Origin of the sequence: Clostridium sp. YIM B02569 (assembly GCF_022320765.1) — a bacterium.
GTDB classification, from domain to species: Bacteria; Bacillota; Clostridia; order Clostridiales; family Clostridiaceae; genus Clostridium; species Clostridium beijerinckii.
The window spans coordinates 189455-206590 of the sequence record NZ_JAKJJX010000005.1 but is presented as its reverse complement, the minus strand read 5'-3'; the positions used below and the strand labels follow the sequence as shown (position 1 = coordinate 206590).

General features: G+C 30.1%; 15 protein-coding genes and 1 other annotated feature. Of the genes, 2 read left to right on the top strand and 13 right to left on the bottom strand.

What is annotated here, in order from left to right:
* Window positions 1–122: 122 nt before the first annotated feature.
* From thrS to L3B96_RS06660, 8 genes are all read right to left on the bottom strand, one after another.
* On the bottom strand, window positions 123–2030 hold the full coding sequence (gene thrS / locus L3B96_RS06695; protein ID WP_238859537.1) for a threonine--tRNA ligase: 1908 nt from the start codon (window positions 2028–2030) through the stop codon (window positions 123–125).
* Window positions 2031–2191: 161 nt separating this feature from the next.
* Window positions 2192–2422, bottom strand: a binding site (T-box leader).
* A 605-nt stretch (window positions 2423–3027) separates the two neighbouring features.
* Window positions 3028–4170, bottom strand: coding sequence for a leucine-rich repeat protein (locus L3B96_RS06690; RefSeq protein ID WP_238859528.1), 1143 nt, complete (start codon window positions 4168–4170; stop codon window positions 3028–3030).
* Window positions 4171–4482: 312 nt separating this feature from the next.
* Window positions 4483–5046, bottom strand: a complete 564-nt coding sequence (locus L3B96_RS06685) for a flavin reductase family protein (protein ID WP_238859526.1) — start codon at window positions 5044–5046, stop codon at window positions 4483–4485.
* A gap of 295 nt (window positions 5047–5341) precedes the next feature.
* Window positions 5342–6001, bottom strand: coding sequence for a type A chloramphenicol O-acetyltransferase (catA, locus tag L3B96_RS06680; RefSeq protein ID WP_238859525.1), 660 nt, complete (start codon window positions 5999–6001; stop codon window positions 5342–5344).
* 186 nt (window positions 6002–6187) lie between these two features.
* Window positions 6188–6853 carry a Type 1 glutamine amidotransferase-like domain-containing protein gene (locus tag L3B96_RS06675; RefSeq protein ID WP_238859523.1) on the bottom strand — a complete coding sequence of 222 codons (666 nt, stop codon included), beginning with the start codon at window positions 6851–6853 and terminating at the stop codon, window positions 6188–6190.
* The gene (locus tag L3B96_RS06670; protein ID WP_238859521.1) at window positions 6834–7046 is read right to left on the bottom strand and encodes a hypothetical protein; all 213 of its coding nucleotides are present in this window, start codon (window positions 7044–7046) and stop codon (window positions 6834–6836) included. Before L3B96_RS06670 ends, L3B96_RS06675 begins: the two co-directional genes overlap by 20 nt.
* A gap of 28 nt (window positions 7047–7074) precedes the next feature.
* The gene (locus L3B96_RS06665; RefSeq protein WP_238859519.1) at window positions 7075–7254 is read right to left on the bottom strand and encodes a hypothetical protein; all 180 of its coding nucleotides are present in this window, start codon (window positions 7252–7254) and stop codon (window positions 7075–7077) included.
* Between the two features lie 104 nt (window positions 7255–7358).
* Window positions 7359–7592, bottom strand: a complete 234-nt coding sequence (locus L3B96_RS06660) for a hypothetical protein (RefSeq protein ID WP_238859517.1) — start codon at window positions 7590–7592, stop codon at window positions 7359–7361.
* A 335-nt stretch (window positions 7593–7927) separates the two neighbouring features.
* Here L3B96_RS06660 and L3B96_RS06655 point away from each other — a divergent pair, with 335 nt between their 5' ends.
* A complete protein-coding gene (locus tag L3B96_RS06655) occupies window positions 7928–8425 on the top strand; it encodes a DUF4489 domain-containing protein (RefSeq protein WP_238859516.1) in 498 nt (165 codons plus the stop codon).
* Between the two features lie 393 nt (window positions 8426–8818).
* Here the strand turns inward: L3B96_RS06655 and L3B96_RS06650 are convergent, their stop codons facing one another.
* The 3 genes from L3B96_RS06650 to L3B96_RS06640 form a co-directional block, all read right to left on the bottom strand.
* Window positions 8819–9685, bottom strand: coding sequence for a cell division protein (locus L3B96_RS06650; protein WP_238859514.1), 867 nt, complete (start codon window positions 9683–9685; stop codon window positions 8819–8821).
* A gap of 299 nt (window positions 9686–9984) precedes the next feature.
* The gene (locus L3B96_RS06645) at window positions 9985–10548 is read right to left on the bottom strand and encodes a nitroreductase family protein (RefSeq protein WP_238859511.1); all 564 of its coding nucleotides are present in this window, start codon (window positions 10546–10548) and stop codon (window positions 9985–9987) included.
* A gap of 1018 nt (window positions 10549–11566) precedes the next feature.
* On the bottom strand, window positions 11567–12442 hold the full coding sequence (locus L3B96_RS06640) for an SDR family NAD(P)-dependent oxidoreductase (protein ID WP_238859510.1): 876 nt from the start codon (window positions 12440–12442) through the stop codon (window positions 11567–11569).
* Between the two features lie 197 nt (window positions 12443–12639).
* On the opposite strand from L3B96_RS06640, the gene L3B96_RS06635 reads away from it, so the two are divergent.
* Window positions 12640–13089 (top strand): MarR family winged helix-turn-helix transcriptional regulator, encoded by a 450-nt coding sequence (locus L3B96_RS06635; RefSeq protein ID WP_238859501.1) that lies wholly within the window; start codon window positions 12640–12642, stop codon window positions 13087–13089.
* 640 nt (window positions 13090–13729) lie between these two features.
* Here the strand turns inward: L3B96_RS06635 and L3B96_RS06630 are convergent.
* Together L3B96_RS06630 and L3B96_RS06625 are read right to left on the bottom strand one after the other, a co-directional pair.
* The gene (locus L3B96_RS06630) at window positions 13730–14995 is read right to left on the bottom strand and encodes a cation:dicarboxylase symporter family transporter (RefSeq protein WP_017210115.1); all 1266 of its coding nucleotides are present in this window, start codon (window positions 14993–14995) and stop codon (window positions 13730–13732) included.
* Between the two features lie 642 nt (window positions 14996–15637).
* Entirely contained in the window at window positions 15638–17098 is a 1461-nt protein-coding gene (locus tag L3B96_RS06625; protein ID WP_077310109.1) for an aspartate ammonia-lyase, read from the bottom strand.
* Window positions 17099–17136: the final 38 nt, after the last annotated feature.

Here is a 17136-nt window from a genome sequence, read left to right as displayed (position 1 = left end):
TAATATTTTAAATTTCTATGTAGGTATCTATATATAATATTAAAAGGAATAATTAAAGTGCTGTTTACTTTAATTATTCCTTAAATTTAATATCTTAATATTTCAATATTATCTCTACTTAATTATAGAGCTTTATTTTTAACTTCATTATTTATTCTTTCTATTAAATCTTCTAAATTTAATGTTCCCTCATCTCCATTACTTCTGCTGCGTAATGATATATTATTTTCTGCTTCTTCCTTTTCTCCAACAATAATAATGTAAGGAACCCTTTCATTTCTAGCTTCTCTTATTTTATAGCCTATCTTTTCATCTTTCTGATCAATTTCAACTCTTATACCTTCTGAGCTTAATTTATCTTTAATCTTTTCTGAATAGCTATTAAATTTATTTGATATAGGAAGTATTTTTACTTGAACTGGAGAAAGCCATGTTGGAAATTTTCCAGCAAAATGTTCTATTAATATTCCTATAAATCTTTCTATACTCCCAAAGACTACTCTATGGATTACTATTGGTCTATGCTTTTCTCCATCACTACCTACATACTCTAACTCAAACCTTTGAGGCAATTGAAAATCTAACTGAATTGTTCCACATTGCCAAGTTCTACCTATGCTATCTTCAAGATGAAAATCTATTTTAGGTCCGTAAAAAGCTCCGTCACCCTCATTTATTTTATATTCAAGATTTAATTCATCTAAGGCACCCTTCAATGAGCTTTCTGCTAATTCCCATTCTTCATCACTTCCCATTGAATCTTCTGGCCTTGTAGAAAGTTCTAAATTATACTTAAACCCAAATTTTGAATACACTTTGTCAATTAAATTAATAACGCCTTTTATTTCTGACTTTATTTGATCTGGTAACATAAATATATGTGCATCATCTTGTGTGAATGCTCTTACTCTCATAAGACCATGGAGTGCTCCAGAAAGCTCATGTCTATGAACTCGTCCTAATTCTCCAACTCTCATTGGAAGATCTCTATATGAATGTGATTCTGATTTATAAACTAACATTCCACCTGGGCAATTCATTGGCTTTAATGCAAATTCTTCTTCATCAATTGTTGAAGTATACATATTTTCTCTATAATGATACCAATGCCCTGAAGTCTCCCATAGTTTCTTATTAAGCATTATTGGAGTTTCAATTTCAACATAACCATCTTCATAATGTAATTTTCTCCAAAAATCTATTAGGGTATTTTTTAATATTACTCCTTTAGGAAGCATAAATGGAAATCCTGGACCTTCTTCTGCAAAAGTAAATAATTTTAATTCTTTTCCTAATTTTCTATGATCTCTTTTCTTTGCTTCTTCTAAATTATGCAAATGCACTTCTAATTCTTTCTTACTAGAAAATGCAACTCCATAAACTCTTTGAAGCATCTTATTTTTTTCATTTCCTCTCCAATATGCTCCAGCAACGCTTAATAGTTTAAATGCTTTAATATACTTTGTTGATGGAATATGAGGACCTCTGCAAAGATCTATATAATCGCCCTGTTTATATAAAGATATCTTTTCAGCTTCAGGAAGATCCTTAATAAGTTCTACTTTATATGTCTCTCCCTTTTCCTCCATTAATTTTATTGCTTCGTCTCTAGAAATATCAATTCTTTCAAAGCTAAGATTTTCATCTATTATTTTATTCATTTCTGCTTCAATTTTATCTAAATCTTCATTGGATAATGAGTTTTCAATATCAAAATCATAATAAAAACCATTATTTATTGCAGGTCCTATAGCAAGCTTTGAATCCTTATAAATTCTTTTAACTGCTTGAGCCATAACATGAGAAGTAGAATGTCTTATAACTTCAACTGCTTTTTCATCATCATAAGTTAAAATATTTACCTCATCATTATTTTTTAATTTATAATTTAAATCTACTAATGTCCCATTTACTTCCCCCACTACTGCGACTTTAGCTAAGTTTTTACTAATTGAATTTGCTAAATCATAAATACTAGATTCATCTGCAATTTCTTTTATTGATCCATCTTTAAGTTTTATATTTATCATAAACTTGTTACCTCCTTCTTTAAGATTTTATAACATTCTTTAAAATTTCATAGTATTAGATATATCTATAGATTAATACTCAATAACACAACTTCTTCCAAATTGCGTCTCATATTTTTTTAAATTCATATATTTTTGTACAAAAAAGCACCCGTCCCAAGCCTTGGGACGAATGCATAATATCCGTGGTTCCACCCAAATTGAATTAAATAAACTCAATTCTTCTCTAAAATTTTTAACGATTTTCACCGATGGCATTTCACAAAATCTGCTAATAAGCCATAGCTCCAGGGTAGTTTTTCTCATAGTCATATTTAGAAATGCTTACAGTCGGTGACATTTCCTCTCTGAAAACTGTACTCTATAATACTTTTCCCTTTCATTGCCTGAAAATATTTAATTATTAAGAGTTACGTGCACTTTGCTCTTATTAATAATAAATACTAGCACTTTTGTAGTATCTTGTAAATAGTTTTTGCCACAAAAATTTTCTTGCTTCCATAAACTCAGTTAAAACCATACTTATGTGTATACCTCACCGAAATTAAATACATATTTGTTCCTGCGGACTAAGAAAATTTCGCTGGAAATTTCTAAATGGAAGGTTGCACCCATTTCTGCATGCTCCTGCGGCAAGGAAACTCGACTCACATACGTTCGCTGAGGAAGTTCGAGAAACCAAATACAAGATTTGGACTCTCACTTCAAATAGAACAACCTTCCATTAAGAAATATCAACAACTTATTTTCTAATGCCGCTTTTCACAAATATGTATTCAACTTCTCCGTTTCATATACACTTAAGTATGGTAAATGCTGAATGGGGTACTAAGTATAAATTTTAATTTAGGTATCTACATATATATCAACTTTAAAACCAAATTTATGTAGTAACTTATCAAAATCATAAATATTTTGATTACAAGAAACTATAAAAATAGAGTAGCTTTTGCACTACCCTACAAAACTATTTATTTTTTTGATTTATTATTTATGGCTAAGCACTTACTATGATTTTGCTTGCACTTACACCAGAATTAATTAAAATCTGTTTTAATGTTTGACTCTTTACATAAAATGTAGCATTTGTACAATCATAGAATGGATTAATTCCTATGCCATTAGGCATTTTTTGGTGAGTTGCTATGCTTGTTACACTATCTGGAATAGTTATGCTGGTTAAATTTGTGCAGCCTTCAAATGCACTTCTTTGTATACTTGTTACACCATTTGGTATTACTATGCTTGTTAAACTACTACAACCTTGAAATTCATTCTCGTTTATGATTGTTATACCATTTGGTATTGTTATGCTACTTAAACTGCTACAACCACTAAATGCACTATAGCCTATGCTTTTTACACTATCCGGAATTGTTATGTTTGTTAAATTAATACAATTCCTAAATATAGCATCCCCCATATTTGTTACACTATTTGGAATGGTTAAAGTTGTTAAACCACTACATCCAGCAAATGACTGAGGCCCAATAGACTCCACACTATTTGGAATAATTATGCTTTTTAAACTCTTACACCCACTAAAGGCGTATTCATTTATAATTTTTACACTATCTGGAATAGTTATACTTTGTAAATTACTACATCCATTAAATGCATATCTATCTATACGTTTCACACTATTTGGAATATCTACGTGTGTTAAGTTACTGCAATTCATACACACTATAGATTCTATACCCGTTGTACTATCTGGTATTGTTATGCTTGTTAAATTTTTGCAGGTAGATGTGGATGTAAATCTTATACGTTTTACCTCAGTACCATCGATTTTATTTGGTATCACGACTGAGCTATCAGAACCGGTATATTCTACTATTGTTCCAGTTGATTTATCAAATTTAAAGTCTCCACTTGTTGTAAGTTCTGTCCATGCACCACTATCATTTAGATAATACCCATCAATTGTTGTATCTTTAGCCATGTAACCTTTAGAATCAAAATAATACCATTTAGAATTAATTAACCTCCAGCCTGTAGCCCATGAACTTCCTTCTGTATACCACCAGCCTCTAGGATCACTCTTCCACTCTGCACTCGCTCCTATTGGATTTAGTGCTAATAACGAAGCTACACATAATGAACTTGCTATTACTTTTATTAGTCTCAAACTTTTCATTCTTTACCCCCTATGTAATTTATCATGTTTAATACAACAATATACAATTATACCATATTTTTAGTATTTTTTTCTATTATTTATTCTACAAACGATTGAAAATTGATCAATAAAAAACGTATTTTAGTGGTATAACACATTAAAAAAAATCGTAAATTCAATTTCTTGAATAATACGATTTTACAATTTGTTATTTAATTTTATTGATTCATGATTTAAGAAAAATGTGAATTTACCATTGTTCAACCATCTTATTTTTATGACTAATAAATCATATTAGAAGATTACGTATGATCCTTATATTAATGCTTGCTATCTAGGTTCATCGGTACTGATGCTCCTATATGTTTTAAATAACGTACCAACTTTATCCTTTAAATCATAGTACCCTGGATACATCATAATTGTTGGTTTAACCTCAAGGGCATTTGGTGTTCCATTTTCCAGACAGTCTTCATTCGCATATACTGCAACAATTTCTCCAATAAACATCGTAAAATCAAATATAGGAATTGTCTGTATTACCTTACAAAGATAATTTACAGGGCATTCTTTTATCATTGGTGCATTTCCTGCATCATCATAAAACGAATCAAATACATTTGATTTATCTTCTTTATTACCAGAGACGCACCCGCAAAGATCAGTCTTATAAATAGATTCAGAGGATGGTATATTTACACTGAAGAATCCATTTTCTACTACACCTGAAGTTGTATAGTGGGAATTTTTCAGTGAAATATACAATACAGGCTTCTCACTTACAACACCATATGCACCTATTGTGGTATAGTTTGGTTTTCCATTAACCATGGCGCCTGCTAAAACTGTAATGAATGGTCCAAAAGGGATATTTGCTATTTTCTTCTTTATCATATTCTTTCTCCAATCTAATTATTTATCTGTTGCAACAATATTAATTATATGGATAAATTGAAAAAAATATAGACTGTTTCTTTTCTGTGAGTTATCATATAGATAGATAATGCCCATAAATAAATAATCTTTGCATCACAATAATTTACTATTACGTTTTATCTTAGTATTGCGCAGTACTTAAGTAAACAAATACCGCAAATTCATTTTTATTGAATAATGCGGTATTTCTTCTATTCTTTATTTTTTATTACTCTATAAATAATGTAATCAAGACATGACTATCTAAATATATTTATTTATTTTCTAACCATTCTTGAAAACTAAACGCTAATTCTTGCATTTCATTAATAAATCTACTAGCATGATAACCGTCACAGATAGCATGATGTACTTGTATTGATATAGGAATAAATATTTTATTTCCTTGTTTGAAATACTTTCCTGCAGTAAAAATAGGAATTAAATATGTTCCTTCATTATACACATTCAAATTAAATCCTGTAAAACTCACCCAAGGAATACTTGATACCGGAAATGTATTGCCAGGCTGATTTGATTTCGGAGTAAACTTCATGATATTTCCATAGTTTTTTATATCATCAAGATAATCACTATAAAAACGTAAAAAACTTTCGTTATATTCCGTCCAAATACTTGAAAATGTTTCGTTTTCTTCATGGAAAATAGTATAGCTTGGATTCATGCTATCCCAATATCCTAAACTACCTTCATGATCAAAACAAATACGGAATTCTTTATGATTATTAACCACAGTTGCAATCATATAAATAAGTGTAGGATAAAATTTAATATTTTTAAGTTTAATTTCATAAAATAAATCGGTTATTTCTATATTGGCAGTCATACTATAAGTACATTTCACATTATTTAAATAATGTTCAAAGTATGGCTTTCTACTCCAATGATTAATATCTATTAAATTAAAATTCATAATTCGGGCCTCCTAAAAATTTTTGTAATTCTATTTTAGAAGGCTTTTTTCCGTGACCTAGCCATTTCAATCTCCTTTTTACAATGATATTTGCGCTTTAGTTTATTATAGCACATTCTGTAATACCGAACTATTCAATTTTCGAAGACCTTTTTTATTTACTACATCAAATCTACATATTGTTTATTACTGTTTGCTAAATGTTTGAATATTCCCTAATAAGGTTATCTTTTTATTATCAATAATTATTCCACCAGTATTTGTAATTGCGTATACTTTCTCTCTCTTTTCTCCTAATACCTTATTAATGTATTTATTCTGAATTTCAGTTTCTCCATAGTGAACTTCAATATCAAACTCCTTAATCAAATTTAGTCCTGTATTGTATGTAAATATTTTATAATCTTCATCTGGAGTAATGTGATATTCTGATATTTGGATCATTGCTCCTGCACTACTGCCAATAATGACACCTGTAAAGTTTTCAATATCATCAATGAAATTAAACTTTTTAAGACGTAACATCATTTTATCTGGCAGACCACCAGTAAAAAATATTATGTTAGCATTTTTTATTTTAACTTTCGCATTTTCCTCTGTATCTTTAAAATAATTTATCCAATTTATATTTTCTTCTTTAATTCCGTAATTCAAAAATGGAACAACGATACTTTCATAATATCTACCATTATTCTTACTATAGGCATTCTGCCAATCATTATCACTACATATATTTTCGCCAAATGAAAATGGAATTATTAAAACTTTATCATTAGAATTTATATATTTCGATACTATATCTTTTGCCCAACTTTCGTGAAAATTATATGAACTAAACAACATATTTACCATAAACATTCCCCCCCTTGTTAATTAAAAACAATTTACTAAGTTTTATAGTATTATCGCCTTCAATCCATTTGAATATCTTTCTAGCAGATTCACATGCACTTGAATTTGCATCGGATGAACCTGATTGTGTTTTAACTTTTCCTGGATGAATTGAAATAACATCTGTATCGTATGATTTAAGTTCTTGTTTCAAGCAAATACTCAACATATTTTGAGACGCTTTAGCGATACGAATATGGAAAATTACGATCCTCAAATTCTCCTGATGCCATTGCACTTAATGATCCTAATCTTGATGTAATATTAACTATTTTCGGCTTTTTAGATTTTTTTAAAAAATCTAATGTCGCTTGAGTGCTTCTAATAATTGCAATACAATGAATATCAAATAAAGACTTCATTACTTCAACCTCCGATTTTAATAATCTTCTTCGTTCGGATATTTAACTATTTCATCTTCTGCACCTTCTAATATTTCTTCAAATATCATTTCAAAAGGTTCTCCCTAAACTACATTATTTGAATCTTCGCTCGAATCATCTTTAAGTCTATTTACAATAAACTCAGCAAATTCTTTTCTTTTACCTCTTTTAACCTTTGCTGGGCCTTCACCATCAAGGTCATAATTGCTTGGACTATTTTCAAATAACCATGCTAAATCTTTTAATGTTATCTCAATTTTTAACTTTGTATTTGTTATATCAAATTTCATTACTTGATCTTCAAATCTTTTACTCATCACTTTACCTCCTGTTTTAGTATTGTGCAACAAAAACATCACAAATTCACTTCTAAAATAATACGATATTTTAACTTAATTATTTATTTTTACTAATACACAATGTAAGGACTACAAGAAGAAATATAACCTTATACAATACATTAATTTTTACTTTAGTTTATAATCAATACCACTTTAACTGTCATATAATTAGGTATAGAAAAGTCTCCTATATTTTATATGATAATTTCAAATGTGTTGCATTTGTATATAATCAATAATATTCCTTACTAAGTCAATTTTTTCTGCTAGCTCTTAATTTATATCAATATAATTAAAAGGAGGATTTCATTATGAATTCAGAATCAAATGTTTATCATTATGATTGCAAAAAAGAAAAAGAACACTGTTCAACTATTTTAAAATGTAGTGGCTCTAGCGGATTAATCTCAGTACCTGCTACTACCCCAGCAACTCCACTAGTACTAGCTACAGTTCCAGTAGGTATTCCTAAATGGTGTAATAATCCTTGTGTGAATATTGAATTTGCATCTAATGTTGAAGTAATCTCAGGTACTGAAGGAGCAACAATTAATATTATAGTAACAATCTTTAAAAACTGTCCTTATAATCTTAGAGTTCCAATAGCCTCTTACAGCTATGGTAGCTCTGCTCTTTTGGCTAGTGCAAGCACTTTTAGCTTCTTTGTCTGCGATTGTAATACTTGTCAATCTAATGAATGCTGCACTTATTCTGCTGAAATAACATTTTCCTCTGCTATAGGTACTGTAGCAACATTAAACAATGCAACACTTTCTGCAATTATTGCTAGTTCAGATTGTAGCTGCTAGAATTTAATAAGTCATTAAGGAAGCATTATGAGTGATGCAGTAATAAATAAGAGAAATTTTCCGAATAAGATGATTCCTCTTATTTTTCTCTCATTATGATATCTATATGATTTGCAAAGATATGATGCTTATTTTACATCATCTAACCTTACTTCTAAACACACATATGTAGCTTAAGAATACTATTACTAATTTAATTATTATAATATAATTTATAAATACCGCATTATTCAATTTTCAAAGATCGAATTTTTATTTTAAATTACTGCACAATATCTACATAGTACGCATAAAAAAATCGCAAATTCCATCTCTTGAATAATGCGACTTTACAATTTGTTATTTATTTTTATTGATTCATGATTTCAGAATGTTATGAATTAACATAATCGATTATTTTATCTGATTTTTCTTTTTGGCTTTATCCTTAACCAGCCAGGTAATTGCTATAAAGTAACCTATAATAGGAGAAATCCCGTATCCCATCAATGGAATTGGGAAGTTCCCAAATTGTGTAGATATCAATATAATAATAAAATATATACCAATACACCTGGATATTAGTTTTGAGTCCTTTTGGGGAAAGATTATAAATGGCAATGGTAATATAACTAATGATATAACTCCTAAAACAAACCATATGATTCCGGTATTAGCTGCAAGACTAAGTATTTCTTCTACATATGATACAGGTGGTAATGCATCTAAATACACCCACGAAACAACAGCCATTATTAAAAGTGCTCCTGCAATACTAAAACGAATTATATTGTTTCTGGTGTTATTCCATATAAGAATAATCATTGGAATTATAAATGCAGTTAACTGCGAAGCATCTGGCTGTCTTAGTAAAAGGAGTGATACAATTATTGTAGTAATTATGGTCACCCTCTGTTTTCCATTCACCAATCCCCCCCATAACTTAATAATCACAATAGGCAAAACTATACTTGCCACATAGAACTTAATTGGTCCAAGAGATATCCATCTATGTACCCCTTCCATTCCTGAATTAATAAGAGTTAGAAATAGTAGTATTACTGAGACAAATATAGTGACGCTCTCAGTATTAATACCTTTCATTTTTTCTTTTCTTGATACAACAAAAGATGAAATCAATCCCCCTATTAATAAACAAAAAATATTTTGTCCAACAGTAAAGACAGTAACATTGTGCAAATACATTACTATCACTCCAATAATGACTGGAGGCGCTGCAATTATTAGTGGTATAAAATTTAATAATCTTACTTTTTTCATTACAAACTCCTTAATAACAGTTCACTTAACTACTGTTGCCCCTTAAGTTTCATGGAGACAATATAGGAATATGGCATACAAACTTTTTTCATATTCCTATTCCCCTCTTTACAACTTAATATAGTTAGTATTATAAATTAGACATTATAAATTTTCAATTTAATTCGCATTTATTTACTATTACGTTTTATTTTAGTATCGTGAAGAACTGTACATAAAAATATCACATTATCTATCTATTACTATGATAATGTGATATTTAAATACGTTATTAAATTTTAAACAATACATAAATCTTTTTAATCAAAAATAATTCTATTTTCTTTCCTTGGCTGTGGTTTACCATTTTTAGATATGTAACCAAGTGGAATAATACCATGACATTGATAAGTACTATCTAATCCCCATTTTTCCTTACTTTTCTTACCTAATTCAGTTTCAAATGTTTTTTCTCCTCTTGAAATATAAACAGAACCAATATTTATTTCTGCTGCTTCAAGCATAATATTTTGACTTGCAACACAACAGTCCTGAATTGCATCAGAATAATTATCTGGTGCAAATAAATAAATTACTACAGGAGCTTTATAAAAAGCACTTTTAATACTATCATCATCAGCAATACTTCCACTTGATTTATCGTTTCTCCTTGCAGCTCCGAAAAGTTCTCTATTTATCTTTCCCAATTCATCATTTAATCTCTTATCTTGAACTACAACAAATTTTACCGCTTGTAGATTTCCTGCACACGGCGCCCATAAACCAGCCTCTAAAATTCTCTCTAACTCTTCTTTTTTTATCTGTTCTTCTTTAAAAAATCTTATAGATCTTCTTTCTTTTATAACTTCTAAAACTGTCTTCATATAATATCAGCTCCTTCATAAAACTATTATATAAAAACTTTTTTTATATGAACAGTACGCACAAAAAAGTTCCATTAATAGTTTCCACTTACTGCCCAATATCTGTACATGTACAGTTGTTGCAACATCACAAACAGGCATATCTTATTTCTTTATCATAACCTTAACCTTCATAATATCTATTAAATAAACTTTCTTTTGTTTAATAAATATTATAACAGATTTTTAAATATCACATCATTCAGTTTTCAAAGAACATATTTTATTTACTTCACCAAATCTACATATGCATATTTATTTAATAATTCCACATGATAAATTTAATTACTTACTTGTATAACACTCGAATTATGAAAGGTGGCTACTCAAATGGAACAATCTATACGCTTTGAGCCAAACTCATTGCAATATGTCTTAAATCCTATGCAATATGGTTATAAAGTCATAATAGCTGGTAGTGGTCAATTATCTTTTACATCTTAAATTTCAAAATTCCCAAACTACTTAGCATATTAGTTTGAATTGAATTGTTTGAATACTTATTCAAAAATTATATTAATATTTTTAATTATATGAAGTTAACCTTCATATAATTAAAGGAAACCTCTTAATCGTTATTTTTATCTTTTAGTTACTCTTTATTTATAATTCTTTACACTTTTATCCATTAATTTTTGAGTTACTTATTTTTATGGAGCTTTTATTATTTTTATCATGAATAATTTCATAAAATACTCATAAACTAAGGATGTCTCCATAATCAGATCTGTACTCCATTTTCAATCCATTTAATGTGGGAATATGATATTTTAATTACGTATTATTTAAGACATATTAACGTATAATATAAATACCCCGCAAATATTAATTATCACATACATATACGCCCCTTTATTGGGGCATTTTTTGTACTCATTTTTAGAATTGTGCAACAAAAAATCGCAAATTCACATGCTTGAATAATGCGATTTTTACAATTTGTTATTTATTTTTATAAAAGTAGTACTAGTACATTTGTTCACTCTATAAATCCTTTTTGTTGCAACAATTCTTTAGTATCATTCCACAATTTATTTTGCATAGTGCCATCCCCACCAGGATACACAGGAACAATAGGCTTGCCAGTTCCAGCACTAAAGTAGCCACCCGTCACCCCCTGATATTGCGACTCTATTGCTAAACGAAGAATAATATCAGCCCCTTTATGCGGATCTCCTATATGCAAAAATTTTAATATACGTTCAAGTACGGAAGCAAACCAAAGCTCACGTCCAAGACCCGTCACATTAAATCCCGGATCGAGTGCATTAACAGTGACTCCTGTTCCTTTGAATCGGTGTGACAATTCCCCAGTAAACATAATATCGAGCAACTTAGTTTTTCCATAAAGCAAAGATGACTCTCTAGAAGTAAATGTATTAGTATTTATCAAATCATCTGGTAACTTAAGTTCACCATGTTTTCGAGATGCCTCCGAAGCAACGTTGATAACCCTAGCATTTCCTGAATTTATTAAAGATTGTTTTAATGTATAGGTTAATACCCATGGAGCCAAATAATTCACTGCTATCATTTCTGAAAAGCCCTCAGATGTTATTCGCTGCTCAAATGCGTGCAGTCCTGCATTATTCACAAGCACATCAATATTGGGATATGAGGCTTTAATCTCATTTCCGATCTTTCTGACATCTTCCATCAATGACAGATTTCCGAAAAAGAAGTCTATTTCTGTTTTTGGTGCAATATTCTTTATCATCTCTTTAGTCTCTTCTGCTTTCCTTCTGTTCCGAGCAGTCAATACAAGGTGAGTACCTCGTTTTGCTAATTCAATCGCAACGATTTGTCCAAGCCCATTAGTGGCACCAGTGATTACAGCAATTGGTTGAGTATTCACAATAATCCTCCTCCTTAATATTTGTATAATAAATTATTATTTAATATCATGTGTATATACCGTAAATTTAATGTATCGGATTTACTTGACTTGTAATAAATAAATAACTATACTTGACATATATCAAGTATATATTTTTATTTGACATATGTCAAACATTTTATTATATAAGTTAAAATATTAAATTGAGGTGTACTATGGACAATAACACTAAGAGAACACAATTAGAATTGGAACTTGGCGAACAATTAAATGCACTTATAAGTGCCTCACATGCGATCAATGTCAGAACCGCAGCTCGCTTCGATTCAACATTACAGCCCGCAGCCTTTCTGCTTGTCCGTTGGCTTTTCTCATTTGGCCCAACAAGCGCTACAGTTTTAGCAGAATCAGTAGCTATGGATCGCAGCTCTGTAAGCCGCCTTGTCAATCAACTCAAAAGCCTGAGTTATGTGAAAAGTGAAATATCTCCTGATGATCGAAGAGGAATACTATTATCTTTAACTGAACTTGGACGACAAAAAACACTAAATGCTTTAAAAGAAAAGGAATCCATATTCTATGAACGCATTTCAAAATGGGATGATTACCAAATTGAAAAATTTACTGAAATGCTCAGAGATTTTAATAAATCCGATTGCAAATAACATCGTGTACATACGACATACATGTAAAAATAGGCCAAATACTGGATTAGTATCCATTATGCGGCCTTTGCTTGTTTTTTTAGCAGTTAATGAACAATAACTTATTATTCTTCATTAATTAGAGCATATTTTGCAAAAATCGCATTATTCAGTTTTTAAAGAACATTTTTATAATTTACTGCGTCAAATCTACACATTGTAACTCTAAATCACAAACTCAATAATACAAGTAATTATAATGACCAGGACTACAATTGTTTAATATATTCCTACATACTTATTGCCCTTATTAGTTCATTTTGAATCTATGAATTTCGATAATTTAACTGGATTTAACTAATACAATCAATTAATAGCAGCATTACTTTCATGCAGAAGTCAGGACCACCCGCTTAGCAGGTGGTTTTCTGAACGCTAAATCATAAAATAAAAAAAATAAGTATAGAATATTCTATACTTATTTTTAAAAATTTTCAGTTAAAAGTTCTTAATTGTAGGTTGTTTAACTAATGCTTGTCACAATGAAATTTGGAGCAAGCATTAGTTATGAAACCTGAAATTTAGTACTTTCAGCGATATTTCCATAGTCCTTGGAAATAACGCTATTTCTGCTTTTTAAGATTCACATGTTTCTATGTGATTAAGCTGCTTTTTTGATAATGTTCAAATATTTCTTTCCTTTTTCTGTATCATATTTCCCTTCCCATTTGGAAATAACGATAACTGCTAATGAGTTTCCAATTATATTAACAACAGTTCTTGCCATATCAACAATACGATCTATTCCTGCAATGAAAGCTACCCCTTCTACAGGTATACCTACAGAACCAACGGTTGCTAATAAAACAACAAAGGATGCTCCTGGAACTCCAGCCATACCTTTTGATGTAACCATTAGTACAAATACTAAATTTATTTGCGTAGCAATTGGCAGATTTATCCCATATATTTGGGCGATAAAAAGTGCTGCAATCGCCTGATATAAAGTAGACCCATCTAAGTTAAATGAATACCCAGTTGGAATAACAAAAGATGTAATAGCTTTCGGACAGCCATACTTTTCCATCTTCTCCATAAGTTTTGGTAAAACTGCTTCAGAACTTGCTGTAGTGTACGCAAGAATAATTTCATCTTTTAAAATCTTCATAAGTGATATAATGCTTGAACCACACATCTTACCTATCAAGCCAAATATAACAAATATAAAGAAAATCATAGCTACATAAACACTAATAACTAATTTACCTAATGGAATCAATGAAGCTACTCCAAATTTAGAAACTGTTACACCAATTAATCCAAATACTCCAAGTGGTGCAAGTTTCATAATTTGATTAGTTACCCAAAACATTGAATCAGCCACACCTTGACAAAAAGCAAGAACAGGCTTTCCTTTTTCTCCAATTGCAGCGACACCTAAACCAAACATAACCGAAAAGAATATAACTGCAAGTAAATCACCTTTTGAAAGAGATTCAAAGATATTTGTTGGAACAATATTTAAAAATGTATCTGCAAAACCATGGCTAGATACAGTTTCAGCTGTATTCATATATTTTTCGATACTAACTGACGAAAGTTGTTGAATATTAATTCCACTTCCTGGATGAGCCACATTGGCTACAACTAGTCCTATTACAATGGCAACTGTAGTTACTATTTCAAAATACAGTATAGTTTTTCCTCCTATTTTTCCTACCTGCTTAATATCACCTACACCAGCAACACCAACAACAAGTGATGAAAATACTATAGGAACAACTATCATTTTGATTAGTCTGATGAATATATCTCCAATAGGCTGTAAGTATGATGCTACAACTGGATTGCCATAAAAAGCAGCTCCTATTGCAATACCTAACACAAGCCCTAGAAGAATTTGAAATGCTAATCCTAATTTTTTCATTTTAATATCCCCCTTCTAAAATGCTGCAACTTAGAATTTTCTCGTTTCAAAAACTTACTACAGAGAATATATTTGATAAAACCTTATAAGTATTTAAAAAGACAAAATTCCAAATTTAAACATACTTAATAAAAAAACAATAGATTTTTATTAAAAAAATAATGTTATTTTACTAAATTTCTTATTGCTTTTATAATCAAATGTTGACATAATGTCTCACTTTTGAAAATTTATACAAGAAAATTCAATTTCCGCATGTATTATAACACAAAAAATCATTTATTCCTATGTTTTTAAAATTCTGAATAATCAAAAAAATCCATTTTAAGCTTATCAAAATATTCGTTAGTGCGACTTTTATAAATTAAATTCATTCAAATTTCAACTCAAATATTATACGTTAAACCCTCTATTTTAGTACCTCAAGCACATATCACAAGATTCTTTCTTGTAATATAGCATCTATTTCAAACATCTTTATATGAATTAGAAAAAATTTTTTCATGTCAATTAATTAATATGGAGTTTACCATGTGCCAAGAGCATAAAAATAAGGAGTGATATGAGATTAAAATTATGAATCTCATATCACTCCAAATGATTTCTCTTGCTATTTAATTTTAAGCTTACTCACAAAATTTATTAAACTGTTTTTAATTCATTGCTAATAGATTTCTTTCCTGATATCCCCGGCTCTGTCATATTAAATGGATCTAAAATTTCATTTAGTTCATCTTCACTTAAAAGCCCTGCTTCTAATATCAAAGTCCTAATAGATGTTCCTGTTTTTATGGCTTCTTTAGCTAGGTTTGCAGCTGTTGAATATCCTACATGTGGACAAATTGCTGTAATTATTCCAACACTGTTTTCTACTAAATCACGGCATCTTTCTTCATTGGCTGTAATACCTTTTACACAATTATCTATGAAAGTTTGAACTGCATAAGTTAGAGTATCAATTGATTGAAATAAACAATAGAATATAATTGGTTCAAATGCATTAAGTTCTAATTGTCCACCTTCTGCTGCCATTGTGATTGTCGTATCATTACCAATAATATTGAATGCCACTTGGTTTACTACCTCAGGAATAACTGGGTTAACTTTTCCTGGCATGATAGAAGAACCATTTTGTTTTGCTGGAAGATTAATTTCTCCAAATCCTGTTCTTGGTCCAGAAGACATTAATCTTAAGTCATTAGCAATCTTAGATAATGTTACTGCACAAGCCTTAACAGCTCCTGATACTGCTACAAAGGAATCTAAGTTTTGTGTTGAATCTATTAAATCAAAAGCTTGTATAAGATCCATTCCAGTAATCTCTGATAAATTTGGAACAACTCGTTTAAGATACTTTACGTCTGCATTAACTCCAGTACCTATTGCAGTTCCTCCCATATTAAGAACTCGCATCTCATCCATAGCTTTTTCCATACGGTTAACATCTCTCATTATGGCTACTGAATAAGCTTTAAATTCTTGACCTAAACGAATTGGTACTGCATCTTGCATTTGAGTTCTTCCCATTTTTATTATGTGATCAAATTCTATAGCTTTTTGTGAAAATGCATCATGTAATCTATATAGCTCACTTTGAGCATGTTCCAATAATTTTAAAGCAGTAATTTTCCCTGCTGTTGGTATAACATCGTTAGTGGATTGTCCGCAGTTTACATGATCATTTGGATGTACAATAGAATATTCTCCTTTTTTACCTCCAAGTATCTCAATTGCACGGTTGGCTATGACCTCATTAGCATTCATATTAAGTGAAGTTCCTGCTCCACCTTGAATTGGGTCAACAATAAAGTATTCATGCAGATTTCCTCTTAATATCTCATCACAAGCTTTTACAATTGCATCTGCAATCTTTTTGTCTAAAACTCCAACTTCACAATTTGTTATAGCAGCTGCTTTCTTTATATACGCTAAACTATTTATAATTTCTGGATGCATGAACAATCCAGTAATCCTAAAGTTTTCAGCAGCACGCAAAGATTGTACACCATAATATACATCTTCAGGTATGTCCTTGCTTCCAATTGAGTCGTTCTCCTTACGGAAATTGATATCTTTATTTTCTAACTTTATTTCCCTTATCATAACCTTCGCCCCCACATTATAATCGGCACTTCTTGTAT

What these genes read in the sequence shown, in the direction of transcription:
- thrS (WP_238859537.1), bottom strand. Translation starts at nt 2,030, where the DNA reads ATGATAAATATAAAACTTAAAGATGGATCAATAAAAGAAATTGCAGAT.
- L3B96_RS06690 (WP_238859528.1), bottom strand. Translation starts at nt 4,170, where the DNA reads ATGAAAAGTTTGAGACTAATAAAAGTAATAGCAAGTTCATTATGTGTA.
- L3B96_RS06685 (WP_238859526.1), bottom strand. Translation starts at nt 5,046, where the DNA reads ATGATAAAGAAGAAAATAGCAAATATCCCTTTTGGACCATTCATTACA.
- catA (WP_238859525.1), bottom strand. Translation starts at nt 6,001, where the DNA reads ATGAATTTTAATTTAATAGATATTAATCATTGGAGTAGAAAGCCATAC.
- L3B96_RS06675 (WP_238859523.1), bottom strand. Translation starts at nt 6,853, where the DNA reads ATGGTAAATATGTTGTTTAGTTCATATAATTTTCACGAAAGTTGGGCA.
- L3B96_RS06665 (WP_238859519.1), bottom strand. Translation starts at nt 7,254, where the DNA reads ATGAAGTCTTTATTTGATATTCATTGTATTGCAATTATTAGAAGCACT.
- L3B96_RS06660 (WP_238859517.1), bottom strand. Translation starts at nt 7,592, where the DNA reads ATGAGTAAAAGATTTGAAGATCAAGTAATGAAATTTGATATAACAAAT.
- L3B96_RS06655 (WP_238859516.1), top strand. Translation starts at nt 7,928, where the DNA reads ATGAATTCAGAATCAAATGTTTATCATTATGATTGCAAAAAAGAAAAA.
- L3B96_RS06650 (WP_238859514.1), bottom strand. Translation starts at nt 9,685, where the DNA reads ATGAAAAAAGTAAGATTATTAAATTTTATACCACTAATAATTGCAGCG.
- L3B96_RS06645 (WP_238859511.1), bottom strand. Translation starts at nt 10,548, where the DNA reads ATGAAGACAGTTTTAGAAGTTATAAAAGAAAGAAGATCTATAAGATTT.
- L3B96_RS06635 (WP_238859501.1), top strand. Translation starts at nt 12,640, where the DNA reads ATGGACAATAACACTAAGAGAACACAATTAGAATTGGAACTTGGCGAA.
- L3B96_RS06630 (WP_017210115.1), bottom strand. Translation starts at nt 14,995, where the DNA reads ATGAAAAAATTAGGATTAGCATTTCAAATTCTTCTAGGGCTTGTGTTA.
- L3B96_RS06625 (WP_077310109.1), bottom strand. Translation starts at nt 17,098, where the DNA reads ATGATAAGGGAAATAAAGTTAGAAAATAAAGATATCAATTTCCGTAAG.